The sequence below is a fragment of the Acinetobacter sp. 161(2023) genome (assembly GCF_037027805.1).
In the GTDB taxonomy this organism is placed as follows: domain Bacteria; phylum Pseudomonadota; class Gammaproteobacteria; order Pseudomonadales; family Moraxellaceae; genus Acinetobacter.
Genome location: NZ_JAZEYD010000002.1, coordinates 275,041 through 295,364 on the forward strand (window position 1 = coordinate 275,041; position 20,324 = coordinate 295,364).

At 38.5% G+C, this 20,324-nt stretch carries 19 protein-coding genes; 7 read left to right on the top strand and 12 right to left on the bottom strand.

The genetic code is table 11. The features are described from left to right. Nucleotides 1–10: 10 nt before the first annotated feature. Genes WA249_RS03065 through WA249_RS03080 form a run of 4 tightly spaced genes read right to left on the bottom strand, consistent with a single transcriptional unit; the run spans nucleotide 11 to nucleotide 2,950 of the window. On the bottom strand, nucleotides 11–871 hold the full coding sequence (locus WA249_RS03065) for a transporter substrate-binding domain-containing protein (RefSeq protein WP_336166433.1): 861 nt from the start codon (nucleotides 869–871) through the stop codon (nucleotides 11–13). A 30-nt stretch (nucleotides 872–901) separates the two neighbouring features. After that, complete coding sequence (locus WA249_RS03070; RefSeq protein WP_336166434.1) at nucleotides 902–1,633, bottom strand: amino acid ABC transporter ATP-binding protein; 732 nt, start codon at nucleotides 1,631–1,633, stop codon at nucleotides 902–904. Between the two features lie 2 nt (nucleotides 1,634–1,635). Continuing rightward, nucleotides 1,636–2,301 (bottom strand): amino acid ABC transporter permease, encoded by a 666-nt coding sequence (locus WA249_RS03075; protein ID WP_336166435.1) that lies wholly within the window; start codon nucleotides 2,299–2,301, stop codon nucleotides 1,636–1,638. Next, nucleotides 2,291–2,950, bottom strand: coding sequence for an amino acid ABC transporter permease (locus tag WA249_RS03080; RefSeq protein ID WP_336166436.1), 660 nt, complete (start codon nucleotides 2,948–2,950; stop codon nucleotides 2,291–2,293). The genes WA249_RS03075 and WA249_RS03080 overlap by 11 nt, the downstream gene beginning before the upstream one ends. A gap of 64 nt (nucleotides 2,951–3,014) precedes the next feature. Here WA249_RS03080 and WA249_RS03085 point away from each other — a divergent pair, with 64 nt between their 5' ends. After that, the gene (locus WA249_RS03085) at nucleotides 3,015–3,128 is read left to right on the top strand and encodes a hypothetical protein (RefSeq protein ID WP_080645566.1); all 114 of its coding nucleotides are present in this window, start codon (nucleotides 3,015–3,017) and stop codon (nucleotides 3,126–3,128) included. A 108-nt stretch (nucleotides 3,129–3,236) separates the two neighbouring features. Here the strand turns inward: WA249_RS03085 and WA249_RS03090 are convergent, their stop codons facing one another. The 3 genes from WA249_RS03090 to WA249_RS03100 form a co-directional block, all read right to left on the bottom strand. Next, complete coding sequence (locus tag WA249_RS03090; RefSeq protein WP_336166437.1) at nucleotides 3,237–3,521, bottom strand: GNAT family N-acetyltransferase; 285 nt, start codon at nucleotides 3,519–3,521, stop codon at nucleotides 3,237–3,239. 143 nt (nucleotides 3,522–3,664) lie between these two features. After that, nucleotides 3,665–4,624, bottom strand: a complete 960-nt coding sequence (locus WA249_RS03095; protein ID WP_336166438.1) for a response regulator transcription factor — start codon at nucleotides 4,622–4,624, stop codon at nucleotides 3,665–3,667. Further along, nucleotides 4,624–8,085 carry a hybrid sensor histidine kinase/response regulator gene (locus WA249_RS03100; RefSeq protein ID WP_336166439.1) on the bottom strand — a complete coding sequence of 1,154 codons (3,462 nt, stop codon included), beginning with the start codon at nucleotides 8,083–8,085 and terminating at the stop codon, nucleotides 4,624–4,626. Before WA249_RS03100 ends, WA249_RS03095 begins: the two co-directional genes overlap by 1 nt. A 195-nt stretch (nucleotides 8,086–8,280) precedes the next feature. Between WA249_RS03100 and WA249_RS03105 the strand changes: the two genes are divergently transcribed. Continuing rightward, nucleotides 8,281–9,897 (top strand): purine-cytosine permease family protein, encoded by a 1,617-nt coding sequence (locus tag WA249_RS03105; protein ID WP_336166440.1) that lies wholly within the window; start codon nucleotides 8,281–8,283, stop codon nucleotides 9,895–9,897. Between the two features lie 54 nt (nucleotides 9,898–9,951). Here WA249_RS03105 and WA249_RS03110 read toward each other — a convergent pair whose 3' ends face one another. Beyond that, on the bottom strand, nucleotides 9,952–10,407 hold the full coding sequence (locus WA249_RS03110; RefSeq protein WP_000376211.1) for an Lrp/AsnC family transcriptional regulator: 456 nt from the start codon (nucleotides 10,405–10,407) through the stop codon (nucleotides 9,952–9,954). Nucleotides 10,408–10,563: 156 nt separating this feature from the next. Between WA249_RS03110 and WA249_RS03115 the strand changes: the two genes are divergently transcribed. Continuing rightward, a complete protein-coding gene (locus tag WA249_RS03115; protein WP_336166441.1) occupies nucleotides 10,564–11,175 on the top strand; it encodes a LysE family translocator in 612 nt (203 codons plus the stop codon). Nucleotides 11,176–11,245: 70 nt separating this feature from the next. Here the strand turns inward: WA249_RS03115 and WA249_RS03120 are convergent, their stop codons facing one another. After that, nucleotides 11,246–11,857 carry a LexA family protein gene (locus tag WA249_RS03120; RefSeq protein WP_336166442.1) on the bottom strand — a complete coding sequence of 204 codons (612 nt, stop codon included), beginning with the start codon at nucleotides 11,855–11,857 and terminating at the stop codon, nucleotides 11,246–11,248. A 287-nt stretch (nucleotides 11,858–12,144) separates the two neighbouring features. On the opposite strand from WA249_RS03120, the gene WA249_RS03125 reads away from it, so the two are divergent. After that, nucleotides 12,145–12,378 carry a hypothetical protein gene (locus WA249_RS03125; protein WP_009388226.1) on the top strand — a complete coding sequence of 78 codons (234 nt, stop codon included), beginning with the start codon at nucleotides 12,145–12,147 and terminating at the stop codon, nucleotides 12,376–12,378. 59 nt (nucleotides 12,379–12,437) lie between these two features. Here the strand turns inward: WA249_RS03125 and WA249_RS03130 are convergent, their stop codons facing one another. Continuing rightward, complete coding sequence (locus WA249_RS03130; RefSeq protein WP_336166443.1) at nucleotides 12,438–13,811, bottom strand: KGG domain-containing protein; 1,374 nt, start codon at nucleotides 13,809–13,811, stop codon at nucleotides 12,438–12,440. A 470-nt stretch (nucleotides 13,812–14,281) separates the two neighbouring features. Here WA249_RS03130 and WA249_RS03135 point away from each other — a divergent pair, with 470 nt between their 5' ends. Both WA249_RS03135 and WA249_RS03140 read left to right on the top strand, forming a co-directional pair. Then, nucleotides 14,282–14,674 (top strand): DUF6367 family protein, encoded by a 393-nt coding sequence (locus WA249_RS03135; protein ID WP_336166444.1) that lies wholly within the window; start codon nucleotides 14,282–14,284, stop codon nucleotides 14,672–14,674. A 141-nt stretch (nucleotides 14,675–14,815) separates the two neighbouring features. Continuing rightward, a complete protein-coding gene (locus WA249_RS03140; RefSeq protein ID WP_336166445.1) occupies nucleotides 14,816–15,694 on the top strand; it encodes an SDR family oxidoreductase in 879 nt (292 codons plus the stop codon). A 56-nt stretch (nucleotides 15,695–15,750) separates the two neighbouring features. On the opposite strand, the gene katE is transcribed toward WA249_RS03140, so the two are convergent. Next, nucleotides 15,751–17,895 carry a catalase HPII gene (gene katE, locus WA249_RS03145; RefSeq protein WP_336166446.1) on the bottom strand — a complete coding sequence of 715 codons (2,145 nt, stop codon included), beginning with the start codon at nucleotides 17,893–17,895 and terminating at the stop codon, nucleotides 15,751–15,753. A 48-nt stretch (nucleotides 17,896–17,943) separates the two neighbouring features. Beyond that, entirely contained in the window at nucleotides 17,944–19,356 is a 1,413-nt protein-coding gene (locus tag WA249_RS03150; protein WP_336166447.1) for an iron-containing redox enzyme family protein, read from the bottom strand. A 315-nt stretch (nucleotides 19,357–19,671) separates the two neighbouring features. Between WA249_RS03150 and WA249_RS03155 the strand changes: the two genes are divergently transcribed. Next, nucleotides 19,672–20,148, top strand: coding sequence for a CinA family protein (locus tag WA249_RS03155; RefSeq protein WP_336166448.1), 477 nt, complete (start codon nucleotides 19,672–19,674; stop codon nucleotides 20,146–20,148). Nucleotides 20,149–20,324 lie beyond the last annotated feature (176 nt).

Here is a 20,324-nt window from a genome sequence, read left to right on the forward strand (position 1 = left end):
ATATTGAAAATTATTGGCCTACATCTAAAAACACATTTGGATTGACCGAGTCACCGTAAATTGGCTTCAAGGTTTCATCATAAATTTTATTAATTTCACCACTTGTTCTGAGCTGCTTGATTTCAGTATTGAGCCAATTCAATAATTGGGTATTACCCTTTTTAACTGCTGGTGCAATAAACTCTTGATCACCAATAGATTGAATACCTGCCACATAACTTGGGTTCTTCGCGGCCCATGCTAAAGCATAGGTACTATCTTGTGAAATCGCGTCACCACGACCGTCGGTTAAGGCTTTGAAGGCATCCGAGTTTCTTTCAAACTTGAGTAAATTCACTTTCGGATAATGCTTGGTAAAGTAGGTATCTGAACTTGTGCCTTTATTTACAATTAAGGTCTTACCTTCTAATTGAGCAATATCTGTAATCGGTTTGGCTTTAGGTGAGACTATCCCAAAAGCTCCTTTTAAATAAGGCTCAGCAAAATCCACAACCTCTTTACGTTCAGGGGTTACCGTAAATGTCGCGAACACGACATCAGCACGATTTGATTTTAAGAACTCCACCCGATTTGAAGCTTCAGTCACAATAAACTCAACCTTCTTTTCATCACCGAGCAGATCTTTAGTGACTCGTTTTGCTAAAGCAACATCAAAGCCCTGATTATTGCCAGCACTATCTACATAACCAAACGGCGGATCATCAGCAAAAACAGCAACTCGCAACACCCCATTTTTTTTGACTTGCTCTAAAGACTGGTCTTCTTGAGTATTACTTGCTTGCTCAGTTGATGGCGTTTTACTACATGCAGTTAACAACACCCCAGCAACAGCAAGACTGCTTAATATTTTTATTGAATTACGTTTAAACATTCACTTCCTCATGATTCAAATAATAAAAATCTAGTACGACAAAATATTTAAGAAGGCTTTCGCTCTTTCTGTTTTTGGCTGTTCAAAAAATTCTTCTGGCGATGCCTGTTCAATAATCTTGCCCTTATCCATAAAAATAATGCGGTCGGCAACCTTACGGGCAAAGGACATCTCATGTGTCACAATCAACATGGTCATTCCTTCATTCGCCAATTTGAGTACGACATCAAGCACTTCTCTGACCATTTCTGGGTCCAGCGCAGCGGTAATTTCATCAAGTAAAATGACTTTAGGTTGCATGACCAATGAACGCACAATAGCGATACGTTGTTTTTGTCCACCTGAAAGCTGTCGTGGATAATCAAGTTTTCGCTCAAACAGTCCCACTCGCTTTAACAACTCATCTGCTACTTGTTCAGCTTCATCACGGTGACGTTTTTGTACTTTAAGTGGTCCAAGCAAAATGTTGTCAATGACGTTCATATGCCCAAATAGCTCATAGTTCTGAAAAACCATGCCAATTTTTTGACGAGCATTAGTCCAGTCCACATCTTTACCGAGCACACCTGAGCCAGTTAAACGGATTTCACCACTTTGAATCGGTTCTAAGCCATTAATGCAGCGCAGTAAGGTACTTTTACCACAGCCCGATGGCCCTAAAATAACAACCACCTCTCCTTGTTCTACATCCAGATCAATGCCCTGTAAAATATGACTTTGTGCAAATGATTTCTGTAATTGTTGTATCGATAACAAAGACATAATTACTCCCAGATCTTTTCTAAATGTGCTGCTAAACGAGATAAGGGATAGCAAATCAGAAAATACAAAATAAAAATAAAGCCATAAATCCAAAGCGAGGCGCTCGGCACGGTCAACAGCGAATTTTCAATAATTTGTTGGCCAACTTTAATGACCTCGACCACACCAATCAGGACTGCCAAAGAGCTGGTTTTCACCATTCGGGTAAATAAATTAATTGCGCCTGGTGTTACTCGTTTTAGACTTTGCGGAAAAATGACATAGACCAAGGCTTGAGCATGAGTGAGTCCCAACGCATAGGCCGAATCGCGTTGATGCTGATCAATTGAAGTAATTGCCGCACGGACCAAATCGCCCATTTCAGCAGTACCCCACAAAACAAATACAACAACGCAAACCCACATCGCAGAAAACTGCCAGTTAAACCATGTGGCAAAGCCGAAATAAAAAACAAAAAGCAAAACTAAAATTGGAATGATTCGAATCGCTTCTAAATACAGGCGGCACAGCGCTTTAACCGCTATATTTTTAGAGGTCATAATGACGCCTAAAATCGTGCCTAAAATCGCAGAGAAAAATACAGAAATAAACGCAATTTTTGCTGTTGCCCAGAGTCCCCACATTAAACGTTCGAGATGACTCGCTTGAAATAAATAATCAAGTTCCATGGCTCACCTTCCGACTTCTATGTTCCAGATAACTGGTTAAAATAGACACGGGCAATAAAATAATCAGATAAGCCATGATTAATAAGAACAAAGCTTCCGTCGTTTTATAGTCCATCCCAATTAAGTCTTTGGTCACAAAAAGCAGTTCAACGACAGCAATTGCACTTACAACAGAACTTTCTTTAATGAGAAATAGGCAATTTGCCCCTATCGCCGGAATTGAAATAGCAAGTGCTTGAGGGAAAATGACATATCTAAAAATTTGAATCGGTTGTAGACCAATACTTTTTGCTGAGTCAATCTGCCCTTTTGCAACAGACTGCAAACCTGCTCGGAAAGCTTCAGCCATATAGCTTCCACCTAAAAAGGTCAGTCCGATCACACCACAAGCAAAACCATCGATTTTGATGCCAAGCTTTGGCAAACCGTAATACAAAAAGAACAGTTGAATTAATAAAGGGGTATTTCGAGATAACTCAATATAGAACTGGGCAATTCTATTTAGCACCCGCACGCGATATGTGATTAAAATGCTGCAAATTAGCCCTACAATAATTGCCAGAATAATGCTGATAATTGAAATTTTCAGCGTGGTCAAAGTTGCAGAGAAAAATTGCGGCAACACATTATGGATATACTGCCAGTTCAAGGAAAATTCCAAAAAATAATATTAAAACGTTATAAATATTTAGCTTTCATCAGCCATTAAATATTTGTGTAACGAGTTTATTTTTTTCCCAATTGGTCTAAAACTATTTTTATTAGATAAGCTTTTCTATAAGTTTGATAAATTCGATCTGGCAATCGAAAGCCTTCAAATTAGTTGAATACAACCGCTCAAAACATATTCACTAAAACAAAGATGAATAATAAAACCAATAAAAAAATCGGACACCAAGGCCCGATTCTTTATTTAATAATCTTCAATCTATTGCTTACTTTCTAAGTACATCGCCAATACTTTGGTCTTTATCAAAAACCGATTTAGCATATGGGCAAAGCGGAATCACTTTTACTTCTTTTTCACGAACAAAAGCCACCAAAGCGTCAAGTAATTGGCGACCTACTCCTTGTCCACGATAATTTTCATTCACATCTGTGGCATCAATAATTAGCATGCCATCGCCTGCCCATGTATAAGTCATTTCGCCTGCAACGGTTTCACCATCAAGTAAGCTAAAGCTGCCGTGTTTTGTATCATCTTTTTGTTGAATATTCACAATGAATTCCTCTTCTTACGACTCATATTTATTAAAAAATGACTTAGTATATCTTTCACTATAAGAACAAATCTAAGTGTAAAAAAAATAGCCTGTTTTTAGCCGTGAGTCTGTATGCTTTTTAAATACAATCTTCAATTAACTTAATGAAACTCTTGCACCAGACTATTAATGTGTGCCACCGCAGCAGTTCGGTTTTCAACGCACAGTTTTTCAAAAACATGCTCTAAATGTTTGTTTACCGTCCGTGGACTCAGCTCCAAAATTTCTGCAATATCTTTATTGGTTTTCCCCAACAATAACCAGTGCATGACTTCAGCCTCACGTTGAGTCAACTGTGGGCAATATTTCAAAATATCAGCCATTTCCAAAGCTGGCGTAGAGGTCTTGATTTGTATCAGATAATTTTTTGCCACACTTGGTTCAGTTTCCCACGGCGTGAGTAATAACAGTTGTAATTGCTGAGATGGTGTCGAATAAGAACAGCTGGTTAATTTTTTAGGATCTTTTTCCTGTTCCAAATCTGAAAACCAAGCTTTTAAGCCTGCTTCAAAACCTTCTAATTCAGGTAAATATTGACTCAGTAAATCACTGGCTTTTTGAGTTTTCCAAACAATTTTACCGTGAACATCTAGCGCAAGAATGGCTGTTTCCGTTGCATCAATCACCTGTTTTTGTTGCTGCAACAGTTTGGCATGGGCCAAATGTGTTTTTACCCTCGCTAATACTTCTTCAATATTCAAAGGTTTGGTTACATAGTCCACCCCACCGACCTGAAAACCACGCACAATATGCTCTGTTTCAGACAAGCCTGTCATAAAAATGACGGGAATAAACTGCGTAATTGGACTTGCTTTAAGCTGTATGCAACTTTCAAAACCGTCCATATGTGGCATATTGCCATCAAGCAAAATCATATCTGGTAAGCACCGGTGTGCTATTTCAATTGCACTCAACCCATCGGTTGTGACAAGCACGCGATAACCCGCCTGATCTAGACTTTCATGTAACAAGCCTAAATTTTCCGGCACATCATCCACAATCAGAATAACAGCCTGCTCTTTTGGCGAAGCTTGCTGAAAAGAAACATGTTGCGTACTCATTACTTATCCTGAATTAATCGTTGGGCGTGTTTTAAATCAAACTTTTGAATAGCCTGTTCAAGCTGTTCCCATAACTCATCATGCTCCGGAAAATTTTGACGGCATTGCGTTAAAGTCTGTTGAATTCCACGGATATAACCCTGCCCAATTAAATCATTTAATTGCTGCAAGCTTTGCGGTAAATCGAGTAGATCATTATTTTCAGTTTGTTTAATTGATGTATGAACAGTAGCTTGCTTTTGCCTAAACACCTTTACATCCAGTGCTTGAACTTCATTATTTTCAAGGTGTGCATCTGATTTAGAATCAATCCATAGCAAACCTAATTTGTCTCCAATTTTACTCAGCAACAAATTGAGATCGATTGGTTTTAGCATAAAGTCTTCACTTAAGACTGCATCTTGTGGATTGACTTCACGCTCGCCTGCATTCGCTGAAATAATTAAGATCGGCACATTAGTAATATTATTCTGACGCAATAATCGTGCTGTTTCCCACCCGCCCATCAAAGGCATATTTAAATCCATCAAAATCAGGTTAGGTTGAAACATAGGAACACGTCTTAAACAGTCAATGCCCGACTCGGCTTCTTCAATGATAAATCCTAAAGGCTTTAGAAAATTGGCGACTAAGCCGCGGTCAACTACTTCATTATCGACAACCAAAATTCGTTTTCGTTCGCCTTGGTAGCCTGTGATCTGGTTGGAGTAAACATTAGAAATTGGATGAACTACTTCTTTTGAAGGTAAATAAAACTTAATCTTAAACTGTGAACCCTGATTGAGCTGGCTACTCACAGATAGCTGGCCACCAAGTAAATCGACCAATAATTTTACAATCGGTAGTCCGAGTCCTGTTCCGGTAAATCCGCCTTGAACTACATTGCTGCCCCGTTCAAACGGGTTAAAGATTCGTTCTAAATCTGCCTCCGCAATACCGCAGCCCGTATCTCTAATTTCAAAATAAGCCGTTTGAAAACGGTACTCGACTTTCAAAGTAATTGTGCCGCTCGTCGTAAACTTTAAAGCATTACCCAGTAAATTGATGAGTACTTGCTCTAAGCGCTTTTTGTCGGTACGGACATAGTGCGGCAGGTTATCTCCAATTTCATAAATAAACTGTAAATTCTTCTGTTCAAACTGCGGCTGAAACATTTGAATAATCTGTTCTATAAAATTTGGGAAATGAACATCCACCACATTTAAAGAAATTTTGCCTGTTTCAATTCGTGCTAAATCTAATAAACCGTCAATCAGTGAAGTCAGATGCTGCCCACTACGGCTAATCACCCCAAGCGCCATTTTGCCTTGTTCTGAAAGCTGCTCTTGTTTCTGAAGTAATTGGCTATAGCCCAAAATACTATTTAGAGGTGTTCTTAGTTCGTGACTAATGCCAATGACATAACGGCTTTTTGCATCATTTGCTCGCTCTGCTGAAATTCTGGCATCTTGCAGGTCTTTTGAAGTGACTTCATGGGCAGCAATTTCATCAATCAATAATGCTGTTTGCTGATGCGTTTCGATTTCAGCATTACGGCGGCTTTCATCGTTTAACACTAACCACCATGCAGCAACACTCATCAATAAAAATAAAATGGTGTAAATTTTGACAAACAGCGTAAATAACTGAGGAACGGCTGCCGCATTGATTGTTTCTAAATAGGTTTTTTCTTGAATATAAACCAGACTTAAACTCACTGCCAAAACGATCGACAGCCCTAAAGTCAGTAATAAATATAAACTGACCCTGCTATTTAAACGGCTAGCCCAACGTTCAGGTAAATAGTACCAAATGGCTTTTTTAAGTTGTACTGACCAACGTGCATCGGGTTTACATAAATCGTGACAGCGTGCTTCAAGTGAACAGCATAGAGAGCAAATCGTACCGCTATAGGCTGGACAGCCCGCCATATCTGCAAGTTCATAGTCCCTTTCACACACGACACAGTTAGCAACCGAAGTTGCCTGAATTTTTTCAGGCTGGCGTGCGATGTAATATTTGCCTTTGGTTAAGTAAGCAATAATAGGAACACATAACACCGCACTTCCTAGAGCAATGAAACTCGCCAATCCTTTTGCCATGAGTCCAAAAAAGCCCAAATAGCTAAGCATCGATAGCACTGAGGCAATCAGTAAAGCACCCACACCTACGGGGTTAATGTCATATAAATAAGCACGACGAAATTCAATTCCTTTTGGGCTTAGACGTAAAGGCTTACAGATAATTAAATCGGCAACAACGGCGCCAATCCATGCCAAAGCGATATTGCTATATAGCCCCAAAATACGTTCAACTGCATGGCTAATTCCCATTTCCATTAAAACAATAGCAATAAAAACGTTAAAAAGAAGCCAGACAATTCGCCCAGGATGGCTATGAGTTAAGCGCGCAAAAAAGTTTGACCATGCCAATGAGCCAGCGTAGGCATTAGTCATATTAATTTTAATTTGTGCCAAGCAAACCAGTGCTAGAGTCAATATTAAAGCTAGCTGAGGGTTTGGAATAAACTGTTGATAGGCAACCCAATACAAATAAGTCGGATTGTCTAGTTCAGAGACAGGAATAAACAGCTGAAAAGCCAACACCATCAGCAGCATGCCCATCAATACTTTTAGAAATCCGAAAATAATCCAAGATGGACCACCTAAAAAAACGGCAAAACGCCATGCAGTTCTATTCTTTTCTTGTTGGGGTAAAAAACGTAAATAGTCGGCTTGCTCACCAATTTGGATCACAAATGAAAAAATAAGAGTGCACGCCGCACCAAAGTAATACAGATTAAAATCGGTTGAGTTTGAAACCGCACCAACAAAATGCAGACTACTACTTAAAATTTGTGGCTGTTTCCAGATTACAAAAAACCACGGTAATAACAGTAATAAGAGCCAGATTGGTTGTGTGATTGCCTGAACTTTATTAATAAAACCAATTCCTTTGACCACTAAAGGCAAAATCACTAAGGCAGAAATTAAGTAACCAATAACTTGTGGAATGCCTAAAGCTAGCTCAAGTGCCATTGCCATAATTGCGGCTTCAAAGGCAAGCAGAATAAAGGTAAAACTGGCATAAATTAGAGATGTAATGGTGGAGCCAATGTAGCCAAAACCTGCACCACGAGTAAGCAAATCGACATCTACATTATATTTTGCAGCGTAATAACTAATCGGCCAACTGGTTAAAAATATGATGGTACATACGACTATTGCTGCCCATACTGCATTGCTAAAACCATACTGCCAAAGCATGGTTGCCCCAATGGCTTCCATAGCCAAAAAGCTAACGGTTGAAATTGCGGTATTGGTAACGGTCCAAGGTGACCATTTCCGTACCGAGGTCGGTGCATAGCGGAGCGCATAATCTTCGATACTTTCATCGGCCACCCAAATATTATATTCACGGCGTGTTTTGATCACACGTTGTGGCGCTTGTTGGGGGCGTGAAGAATCTGGCATAACACTCATGTTTTGGATAGGGCTGTATTAAACCCAGCAATCCTTATGCCAAAAGTCATTTATCATGGCGATTTTTTGTTATACGCACATATACGCAAAATAACGTATTTTCAATTTTTCCCAAAAATCACACACTCAAATCCATCAAAAAACAATGATCAATATTTGTGTTGATTGACCGAAAATGATTGGGAGATTGATGTTATGAGTGTATCTGAACATCCAAATCTGGACACTGTGCAAGGTGCAGATTCACAAAAAGCAGTGAATGAAACCTTAGAAGATTATACTTTACGTTATGCTCCACACAGCTTTCGGCGCTGGAGTCCCAAAGTTGTCGCTATTACTGCACTTGGTGGTATTGCCTATCTTGCTGACTTTTCTATTGGTGCCAGTATTGGTATGTCTTACGGAACAACTAATGCTGTTTTCTCCATTTTATTTGCAGCGATTATTATCTTCTTAACTGGTATTCCTCTTGCCTACTACGCAGCACGTTATAACATCGACCTTGACTTGATTACCCGTGGCGCAGGTTTCGGTTACATCGGCTCAGTCCTGACCAGCATCATTTTCGCCAGTTTCACATTTATTTTCTTTGCCCTTGAAGGTTCAATCATGGCGCAAGGGTTATTACTTGGTTTAGGCATTCCGCTTTGGGCTGGTTACCTCATCTCAACCATTATGGTCATTCCGTTGGTGATTTACGGTATGAAAGCCTTGAGTAAATTACAAGTCTGGACCACTCCACTTTGGTTAATCCTGATGATTGGTCCTGTGGCCTATCTGATTTACCAAGAACCAACTTTAGTCAGCCAATTTGCTACTTTTACAGGTAAAGAAGGTTTTGCAACCGTAGACATGGCTGCGATCATGTTGGGTGCTGGTATTTGTTTATCGTTAATCATGCAAATTGGTGAGCAAATTGATTACTTGCGTTTCATGCCTGCTAAAACAAAAGAAAATAGCAAAGAATGGTGGGCAGCCGTTATTTCAGCAGGTCCAGGTTGGGTGATTTTAGGCGCAATTAAACAAATTATTGGGGCATTTTTAGGGTTCTATTTACTTACTAAAATACCGGGCGTAAACAGCACTGAACCTGTTCAACAGTTTAATGCAGCATTTCATGACATGCTTCCGGGTTGGGCAGCTTTAACACTTGCAGTGATTTTGGTGGTTATTTCTCAAATTAAAATTAATGTGACCAATGCTTACTCTGGTTCCCTTGCATGGACAAGTGCCTACACTCGTATGAGTAAACATTATCCGGGCCGTATTGTCTTTGTGATCGTGAACTTGGCAATTGCGCTTGCTTTAATGGAAGGCAACATGTTTGCGGTACTGGGTAAAATCTTAGGATTCTATTCAAACTTTGCGATTGCTTGGGTTGTGGTTGTTGCAACAGACATTTCAATCAACAAATATGTTTTAAAACTTTCACCAAAAGAACCAGAATATCGCCGTGACATGCTCTACAACGTAAACCCTGTCGGCATGGTTGCCTTCCTTGTATCAGCAGGCCTATCAATTGCAGCATTCTTTGGATTATTTGGTAGCTTCTTAGCTCCTTACTCACCACTCATCGCGCTTATACTTGCCTTTGTATTAACACCAATCATGGGTTTATTAACCAAAGGAAAATACTACATCAAGTCACACGATGACGGCATTAAAGAACCACGTTTTGACGCTGAAGGTACACCTGTAGCAACGGTTTACCACTGCCGCGTATGTGAGCAAGGTTATGAGCGCCCAGATATTATGTACTCTCACAAACATAACGGTACGATCTGCTCTTTATGTAAAACACTAGATGTCTAATTCATAAAAATAAAAAAGAAGCTTTAACGCTTCTTTTTTTACGTCTGATGATTCTTAGCCAATGGGAAACAAACGTTCAGGTACTACGTCTTTCATCACAATGGTTGAGATGAGCCGTTGCACACTCGGAATAGCCGATAATTTTTCATCGTACAAACGCTGAAAAGCTGGTAAGTCTTTTGCTACCACATGCAGCAAATAGTCTGGCTCACCAAATAAGCGCTGCGCTTGAATAATTTGTGGGATGTCTATCACGGCATTTTCAAACTTCTCGACTGCCTGTTTATCACCTTCTTTGAGCGTAATAAAAACAATCGCTGAAAATTCAAATCCGACTAAGTTTGGGTCGAGTTCTGCCCGATAGCCTTTAATGGCTCCCGACTCTTCTAAAGCCTTCACTCGTCTATGACAAGGTGAAATGCTCAAACCTACTTTTTCTGCCAACTCGGTAATAGATAATCGGCCATTTAATTGCAATTCAGCAAGAATCTTTTTGTCTGTGCGATCCATTTAGAAAAATTTACCCCAAATGAGTGTGATATGAGCAAACATTTAAAAGCACATTCTAAATACATGAGCATATTATTTTCAACAAGCTCGAATTAATAGTTTTTTTTGCTAAACCGAGAGTGAAACCTTTGAGAAATAGTTTGCCGAGATAAGCATATGGCTTTTAACATTTTTATTGCATTTTGGAGTGTTTCCATTCTTTTTATTATTACTCCAGGGGCAGACTGGGCCTATGCCATTTCGGCAGGAATTAATGGCAAAGTCGTCGTACCCGCTGTCGCAGGTATGCTATTTGGGCACTTTATTACGATTTTATTGGTAGCGGCTGGTGTTGGTCTGCTTGTAGCAAATAATCCGACTGCTCTGATGATTCTTACTGTGGGAGGTTCTGCTTATTTGTTATGGATGGGAATAAATTTACTCATTACCCCTCCTACTCCGAATAAATCTGGTTCTGAAAAGGCTCAGTCATGGTTGAGCTGGGCAACTAAAGGCGTTTATGTGAGTGGATTAAACCCGAAAGTTTTTTTACTCTTTTTAGCGCTGCTTCCTCAATTTATTGACACTACTGCTTCATGGTCTGTGACGACACAAATTCTTGCCTTTGGTGTTGTACACATGATTAGCTGCGCAATTATTTACTTAATGGTGGGTTATGGTTCAGAGGCTATTTTAAAAACCAGACCACAAGCAGCACAATTAGTCGGTCGTTTTTCAGGTGGTTTGATGGTTGTTATCGCAACGTGCTTATTGATTGGACAAATTTAAAAGTCATTCAGCAAAAAGTTACTGACTCACTTTTCGGGTCAGTAACTTGAATAATAAAATATAAGAAAATTTATCTCATTCGTTTGAGGTTATAAGTCACGACTCCCCAAATAACCAGTTCTTGTCCCTCTTCAATATAAATATTTTGATAATCAGGATTTTCAGCTTTTAGCCAAACTTTAGGTGGCTGAAATTGACTATCAATCATTAAGCGCTTAACAGTGAAATCATTGTCGATGAGTGCAATCACAATATCGCCAGATTTAGCAGCAATACTACGGTCCACAATAAGCGGATCATTAATATCAATTCCAGCGTCTAACATGGATAAGGAGTTGGCTTTAACAATGAAAGTAGCATTTTCATTTCTAATTAAATATTCATTTAAATCGAGTGCTTGCTCAATATCATCTTGCGCTGGCGAAGGAAAACCAGCAGCAACACGTTCAGTTGCCAAAGGAATATGGTAAATTTTATCGTTGTTTGGATGGACCTGTTGAACATTAAGTTTTGAGTTAAAATCGGTCAAGTTATTGGTTTTGACATTATTTAGTAACCAATTTTTGATAAAGTTAACTTGAGACTCGGGAACACGAATCACTTTTGTGGGTTCATTGAACTGTGCTTTTCGTCCAGCATTTTCTCTTACACCGCCATGCTCGAACTCTTTTTTCTTTGGCATATTGCCTCCATTTCACCGTTCAAATCCTACACAGACAATGTAACTTGAAAAAGTTACATTTTCAAGTTGACGAAATATTTTTTTTGCATAACAATAAATCCCATGATCAGATTTTAATCCATTTTGCTTTTAACAGGGATGTTTAAACTAAAATGGTAATTTGAAGAAAATCAAAACCTGTTTCGAAATAGTCTTTATGACTGACGGTTTTATGATTTTTATCAAATGAGATTCTGAGCATTTAACATTCTGGTTAAATTCAGTTTTTTGGTATGGAGACATGCGAAATGAAAAATCAACGTGATGCAGTTTTAGGTTATGCAAATGAGCAACATGCCTATTATATTCGCCTGATTGAAAATGATGCGGTTTTGGGTGAAAGCTACGGATTATTCTGTGAAAATCCAGAGAGTGAAGCAGCAGAAAGTATTATGACGACGTTATTTTTAAAAAAATCTTTTTGGTTAAACGGTTCTGAATACATTGATATTGTAAAAGGACTACAACTGCTCCCACAGTAAAGTAAATAAATTAAAAAACGAAGGAGGCTTTTGCCTCCTTCGTTTTTAAAACATTTTGCTTAAGACGTAAAACGTCCAGAGGCATCACGTTTTTGATTACGAGAGTTTTGACCACGACCATCATAATCGTCGTCATCACGACTGCGTCCTCGGCCTCGACCACCTGAGCGGCTACCACGATCGTCATCATCATCGTCATCACGACTGCGGCCACGGCCTCGACCACCTGAACGGCTACCGCGATCGTCATCATCATCGTCATCACGGCTGCGGCCACGTCCTCGTCCGCTAGAACGGCTACCGCGATCGTCATCATCATCGTCATCACGGCTGCGACCTCGGCCTCGACCACCTGAGCGGCTACCACGATCGTCATCATCATCGTCGTCACGGCTACGACCACGTCCTCGGCCATCAGAACGGCTACCGCGATCGTCATCATCATCGTCATCACGACTACGGCCACGTCCTCGTCCGCTAGAACGGCTACCGCGATCGTCATCATCATCGTCATCACGACTGCGGCCACGTCCTCGTCCGCTAGAACGGCTACCGCGATCGTCATCATCATCGTCGTCATCACGGCTGCGACCTCGGCCTCGTCCGCCTGAGCGGCTACCGCGATCGTCATCATCGTCGTCGTCACGGCTGCGGCCACGTCCTCGGCCACCTGAACGGCTACCGCGATCATCGTCATCGTCGTCATCATCACGGCTACGACCACGGCCTCGGCCGCCTGAACGGCTACCGCGATCGTCATCATCATCGTCATCACGGCTGCGGCCACGTCCTCGTCCACCTGAGCGGCTACCGCGATCATCATCATCGTCATCACGGCTGCGACCTCGGCCTCGACCACTTGAACGGCTACCGCGATCGTCATCATCATCGTCATCACGGCTACGACCACGTCCTCGGCCACTTGAGCGGCTACCACGATCGTCATCATCATCGTCATCACGACTGCGACCTCGGCCTCGACCACTTGAACTGCTACCGCGATCGTCATCATCATCGTCATCACGGCTACGACCACGTCCTCGGCCACTTGAGCGGCTACCACGATCGTCATCATCATCGTCATCACGACTGCGACCTCGGCCTCGACCACTTGAGCGGCTACCACGATCGTCATCATCATCGTCGTCATCACGGCTACGACCGCGTCCACCATTTTTATGGCTTAAGGCACCCGCTTCACGCGCTTCCTCAGATGTAAATTCATGTGCATTACCGCTTGCATGCGCTGCTCGGCCAGCTTCACGAGCTTCTTCGGAAGTAAATTCATGCGCATTACCACTCGCATGGGCTGCTCGCCCACCTTTGCTCGCTATTTCTTTAACTCTTTCAGGATCCATACTTGCAAATCCACGATTTGAAGTACCTGTACTATTACTATTGTTATCATCATCTTCGTATCTAGTATTAGCCATAGTTATATCTTCCTATATTTAATTATAGTCACTACCGCTTTTAATTAACGGATTTAATAAAGATAGAAGATTTATAATATTTTCCCACCCAAGTGATGTATCAATCCTTTTAAATGTATATAAAACAAGATTGCAAATTATTTATAACTTTATTATTTATAAAATATTTTAAAATTTATAATTATTATAATTTTTACCTTTTAAATAATCCATATACCCATTATTACTCAATCAAACATTACAATAAATTTTTACAAAGGCATTTAAATAAACAACACTCACAACAAAAAATTTCAAAACGTACAGACTGATAAAAAACAAGAACACACTTACTGTTGAGTAAATATTTAACAAACAATTAATTTAATTATAAAACAATCACATATGCAATTACATTTTCAAAAACAATTTACTTGCGAGATTAAAATGAATATTTAAAACTAATTTAAAATGATCGGAGTAATTAAAAAATGCAATTAAAAAATCAACACTCAACTCTACAATATCTGCATATTTCTATACCTGAAATTTTATTAGGCCATATTAAGTCTAAGAATTCATGGCAGAGCTACGATCAAGAATGGAGCTATAGACTAGATCCTCCTCATGCGAGCCATCCATTTCAAAGAGATTTATACATTATTAAATCAAAGAATATTGAGAAAGAAGATACACACTCAAATTCAGACGACATATCTATTAAAAATTCAGAAAATATAGAAGCCGCTAAAAAAATAATTAAGCAAATATTAGACTTATCTAATAATATATCGATAGAAAACTGGTTAGAGGATATAGGAAATCGATCCATTATTAAAAGTATGATTGATAAAAATAAAATCAAATTAATGGATATTCATTAATCTTGCACAAATAAAATATTTATTTACATCCTTATATATAAAATAACAAAGACAACTTATTAAAAAATTCATTTTACTCATATTTACGTAGCAATAGATCATTATAGAAAAATTAGATATTAAAACAGAGGTATTTGAAACATGGAAAACTCAACCAATCAGTATCCAACATCCGCCCCCGCACAAGTTCAATCTCATCAACCAGGCGATCAGGAAAAAATGCATCCTGAACCAGAAATTATAAAAAGCTCCCATAAAGGAAGCGATAAGTTAAAAGATAAAGTTGCCGTTATTAGTGGTGGTGATAGCGGTATAGGTCGTTCTGTAGCGGTATTATTTGCCCGCGAAGGCGCTGATGTTGCAATCCTTTATCTTGAAGAAGATGAAGATGCCGAAATCACCAAAAAGCTCGTTGAAAGAGAAGGACAACATTGCCTTTTATTAAAAGGTGATATTTCTGACCCAGATGTTGCAAAACTAGATATTGATAAAGTTCTACAACATTATGGAAAAATTAATATTTTAGTGAATAATGCTGGCGTGCAATATCAACAAAAGGAAATTGAAAGTATTAGTAATGAACAATTAGAAAAAACCTTTAAGACAAATATTTTTTCAATGTTTTATCTGACGAAAGAAGCAATTCCTTATATGGAAGAAGGCGACAGTATTATTAATACGACCAGTATTACCAGCTATCAAGGTCATGATGAACTTATTGATTATGCAAGTACGAAAGGTGCAATTACGACTTTTACACGTAGCTTATCGAACAATTTAATGAAACAAAAAAAAGGAATTCGGGTAAATGGTGTTGCGCCGGGACCGATCTGGACGCCATTAATCCCGAGTAGTTTCGATGCAGAAACTGTCGAGAAGTTTGGTAAAGATACGCCAATGGGAAGAATGGGACAGCCAAGTGAAGTTGCACCTGCCTACCTTTTCCTTGCCTCAGATGATGCAAGTTATATTACAGGTCAAGTGATTCATGTAAACGGTGGTGAAATCGTAAATGGCTAATCCCTAAGATATAAAAAGCCCTGAAAGATAAATCTTTCAGGGCTTTTTTTTGTTTATTAAGCTGGTACCTGAGCGGCTATTTGTTCTCGTGACCAAACACGATGAGCCATAATCAGTTTTTTGAATTTTTCAGCAATAGGCTGGAATTCATCTTCAACTAAAGTACCTTCATCGGCAACTAAACCTAGCGGTTCAAGTAAATCAGATTTATTACCTAAAAACGCAATTGGTTTTAAATGCTTGTAAGCTTCAAGTACATAGTGGCGCGCTACGCCATCTTGCAGCACGGCATTTAAGTTATCGCCATCAGGAATGATCACCGCATCATAAGCAATTGAAGGTTCAGCCATTTGCATGCCATCAGCGGTAATAGTTTTGTCTTTATGGTCTTTTACTGGAGCCAAGCTTGGCGCTAGTAAATGAACAACCACACCTTCTTTAATCGCCCAATTTTTAATAGCTTCAAGTGTATCTGACTTCACAAGGTTATGAATAAGTACTGCAACTTTTCGGCCTTGAATATCTTCAGGAGGGAAAGCCAAGAAAGATAATTTAGCCGATTTTTCAACTGCAGTTTTCTTATAATCTAGTGTAAAATCAGGAACTTCAATTCCTAAATTAGCGCCAACTTGTCGAGCTAAGTCGAGATCGATGTTTGCCAAAATTTGTTGAACTTGGCGCTCACGAATGTGTTTTCTTTGCACTTTACTTAATTCAAAAGTATAGGCATCGACCACATGCTTTTGCTCATGAGGCGCAAGACTCTTGTAGTAAAGGCGCGGTTGTGAAAAATGATCGGAGAAGGTTTCACTTCTTTGACGAAGTTTATGTCCGCTAATCTGTTCAGGATAGCTTTCAAAGCCACCATTTGAAGCAGCAGGTGGCGTTTCTGCTGGCCAATCATTATCAATTGAGTTTGGTTGATATGAAGCCTGCCCTTTGTGAATCGTATGTTGGTGGATACCATCACGTTGATTGTTATGGAATGGGCATACCGGTTTATTGATCGGAATTTGATGGAAGTTAGGTCCACCCAAACGACTTAACTGTGTATCGGTGTACGAAAATAGGCGTGCTTGTAGAAGTGGGTCATTTGTGAAATCGATTCCTGGCACAATGTGTCCCGGACAGAAAGCCACCTGCTCTGTTTCTGCAAAGAAATTATCTACATTTCTATTTAAAACAAATCGGCCGATTGGAGTCACTGGAACCAACTCTTCAGGAATAATTTTGGTTGGATCTAATAAATCGAAGTCAAAGTTCATTTCATCTTCTTCTTCGACAATTTGTACGCCCAATTCCCATTCAGGATAAACCCCATTCTCAATCGCTTCATAAAGATCTCGGCGATGGAAATCTGGATCTTTACCTGCAAGTTTTTGAGCTTCATCCCACACTAAAGCACTTAAACCTTGTTTAGGGGTCCAGTGGAATTTTACAAAATGTGATTTACCTTGGGCATTAATAAGACGGAATGTATGAACACCAAAACCTTGAATTGAGCGTAGATTACGTGGAATAGCACGGTCTGACATTGCCCAAATTACTGCATGAGCTGACTCAGGGACTAAAGACACAAAGTCCCAGAAAGTATCGTGTGCAGTTGCTCCTGTTGGCATTTCTGTATCTGGTTCAGGTTTTACTGCATGAACAAAGTCTGGAAATTTAATACCATCTTGCACAAAAAATACTGGTGCATTGTTGCCGACTAAATCGAAATTACCTTCTTGGGTATAAAATTTAATCGCAAAACCACGAATATCACGAACGGTGTCAGCAGATCCACGTGGTCCCTGCACTGTTGAGAAACGTACAAAAATTGGAGTTTGAATGCTTGGATCGGTTAGAAAGCCCGCTTTAGTTAAGCGCTCATTTCCTTCATAAGCTTGAAAGTAACCGTGCGCACCTACACCGCGCGCATGCACAATACGTTCGGGAATACGCTCATGGTCAAAATGAGTAATTTTCTCTCTTAAAATAAAATCTTCTAATAGCGTCGAACCACGAATACCCGCTCTTAAGCTATTCTCGTTATCCGCTATTTTAACACCTTGGTTTGTGGTTAATGCTTCATTGGTTGCATCGTCTCTGACTGAGTCTAATTGTTCAGTTTTTTGGGTAGTATTGGCTTTATTTGCAGCATCAGCTCCAGCCATTTCACTTGTTTTATTTGTTGATTTAACATTATCAGTCATGTTCATTACCTATGTTTTAAAGTTAAACGTGGGGTGAATTAAAAACTTCAAGAGTTAGTTTTTGTTAAAGGAACTTAAATATGGAAAAAGGAGCTCGACATATTTACGCGTGCTCCAAAGTCCAATGCTTTTATGGTGTGAATCTGGGGCCAAAAATGGAGTCAGCTTGCATATTTTTATGGCGAGATCATGTGATTTCTGAACACGCTCTTGCAAGGCATCAAGTTCGCCATCAGAGATATAGCTAAACAAATAATCTTGAATACGTTGGCTATTATTTAATGCCCTGCTATATGCCAAGACATTAGAAGAATGATCATCGCCTGCAATCCAGTCATGAATAATTTGACGCTCTACAGGGTTAAACACTCCAAACATTTTTCCATTTTCTTCATTAATCATTCGCCAGAACACACTCTGTTCAGGGTCAGCATTAAATTTGATCCACTTGTGTTCAATTAAATGTGATAACAGACCGCTCACATCATCTGGATTTGATAACCATTGATTAATCGTTTTACATCCAAACTGTCTAGTTTCGTTATGAATTAGCTGACCAACTAAAGCTTTTCTTTTCAAAATTTTAAGGACTAAATCTTCAAGATTTAAATTTTTAATAATTTTTGAAGATGAAACACCATGACCATTAAGAGCAAAACCACGCTTCAGTTTATTAAAGAAAAGTTCTTTATCTCTATATTTATCGTAAATATTTTCTATAACTTTAATTGCTTTATCTGCATGCCCGTTATCAATGTTATCGATAGTGATGTGCAAATTAAAATATTTAGAATCAATACCTAACTCTGCAAGCTCATAATTACTGATGAGTAGATGAAGTGGTAGTTGCTCATAGCCTAAATTAAAGCCCACAATCTCTGGAATGAACTCAGACGGAGCATAACCAAGTGCCAACTGAATTACGGCATTATGGTAATATTCATCTTCTAAAAGCACATCAAAACTATCGAGACCCAAACTACGTAGCAAGTCATCATAAATACAGACATGGTTTGCTTTAGGCTCACCTAGTCCCAGCTCTTCCAAATAAGTAATAATAAGGTCATGGAAAACTGGATCATTCCAATATTGAACTGAACTATATAGCCATGCACCATCTACTTTTTTGGTTGGAGAAACTTTAATTAAAAATTCGAATGCCTGACCGACATTCTTAAAATACTCTCTCTCGCCCCCGTTTTGTCTACGGTTTAGATAAGTCTGAAATAACTCACAATTTTCTTTATTGTCATTCTCACACCATGCTTTAATCATATTTATATTTGAAGGAAAATCTATTTCCTTTTGATCTAGTTTATCTATTTCTTTAATCAGAAAATCTCTTGCTTTCTTTTCTTTTTCAAAACTAGAAATATCAGGATCAAGGAAAAAAACAAATAATTCGTAATAGTTCTGTTGATTATCTTGTAGTAGGTCTAATAATCTTTCTTTCACTACAACAGGCATTTCTATTCTCCTTTAGTGAGATATAAATTACCATACTTTAATCAAACCATAATCCCAGCGCCCCTTTGTTATATTACGTTATTAAGAAACAATCATTTCACACAAAAACCTTAAAATTCAATACCATAAAAATTAACACAACATTACATTCTCAACTTTAGAATAAATTAACCCTCTGTTTTTATAAAAAATATATAAATTTTAAATTTAAATTACATTTGAGTTACTTTGAAAAGTATAAATATTAAAAAATTAACAAAAAGAAATTAAAAATAATTTTATAACTAAATTAAAAAACATGTAAGGAGAAAACAAATGTTTAACTCATGTTGTAAATTATTAGCACAAGAAAAAATTAAAATTGCACTTTTTGAAAGTGCTTCTGCAGGCTATCTAGCTTACCGCTTTTCTTTAAGCCCTTATTCGGGCGATATTCTTATTGGAAGCTTGGTCAGTTATGACTTACGTGTCAAAGAAAATACACTTCATATCTCTTCGGAACTTATTGAAAAATATACACCTGAATCGATGCAAGTCACCATAGAGATGATCAAAAAAGGCAAAGAACTCTTACATGCCGATCTTTATATTGCATGCACAGGACTCTTAAAAAAGGGAGGTTCTGAAACTAAAGAAAAACCTGTAGGGACCTTCTTTTATTCTATTTATTATAAAAATCAGTTCTATAATTTTAGACGAATATTCAAAGGCCCACCTTGTCTTAAAATAAGACAACTTATTTATTGCATTTCTCAAGATATAGAATACATAATATTAGATAATAAAAAATAGATATTCCTAAATATAAAGTAACAAATACACATTTAGAAATGATCATAGTATTTCTTTAACACCAATGTACTTAAATGTAATTTAATCAACCTTCATATTAATTATGTTTATTTGATAAAAATTACACTTTATAGAAATCAATGTTTTATTTAATTTTAGAAGTTACAGTTAAATAT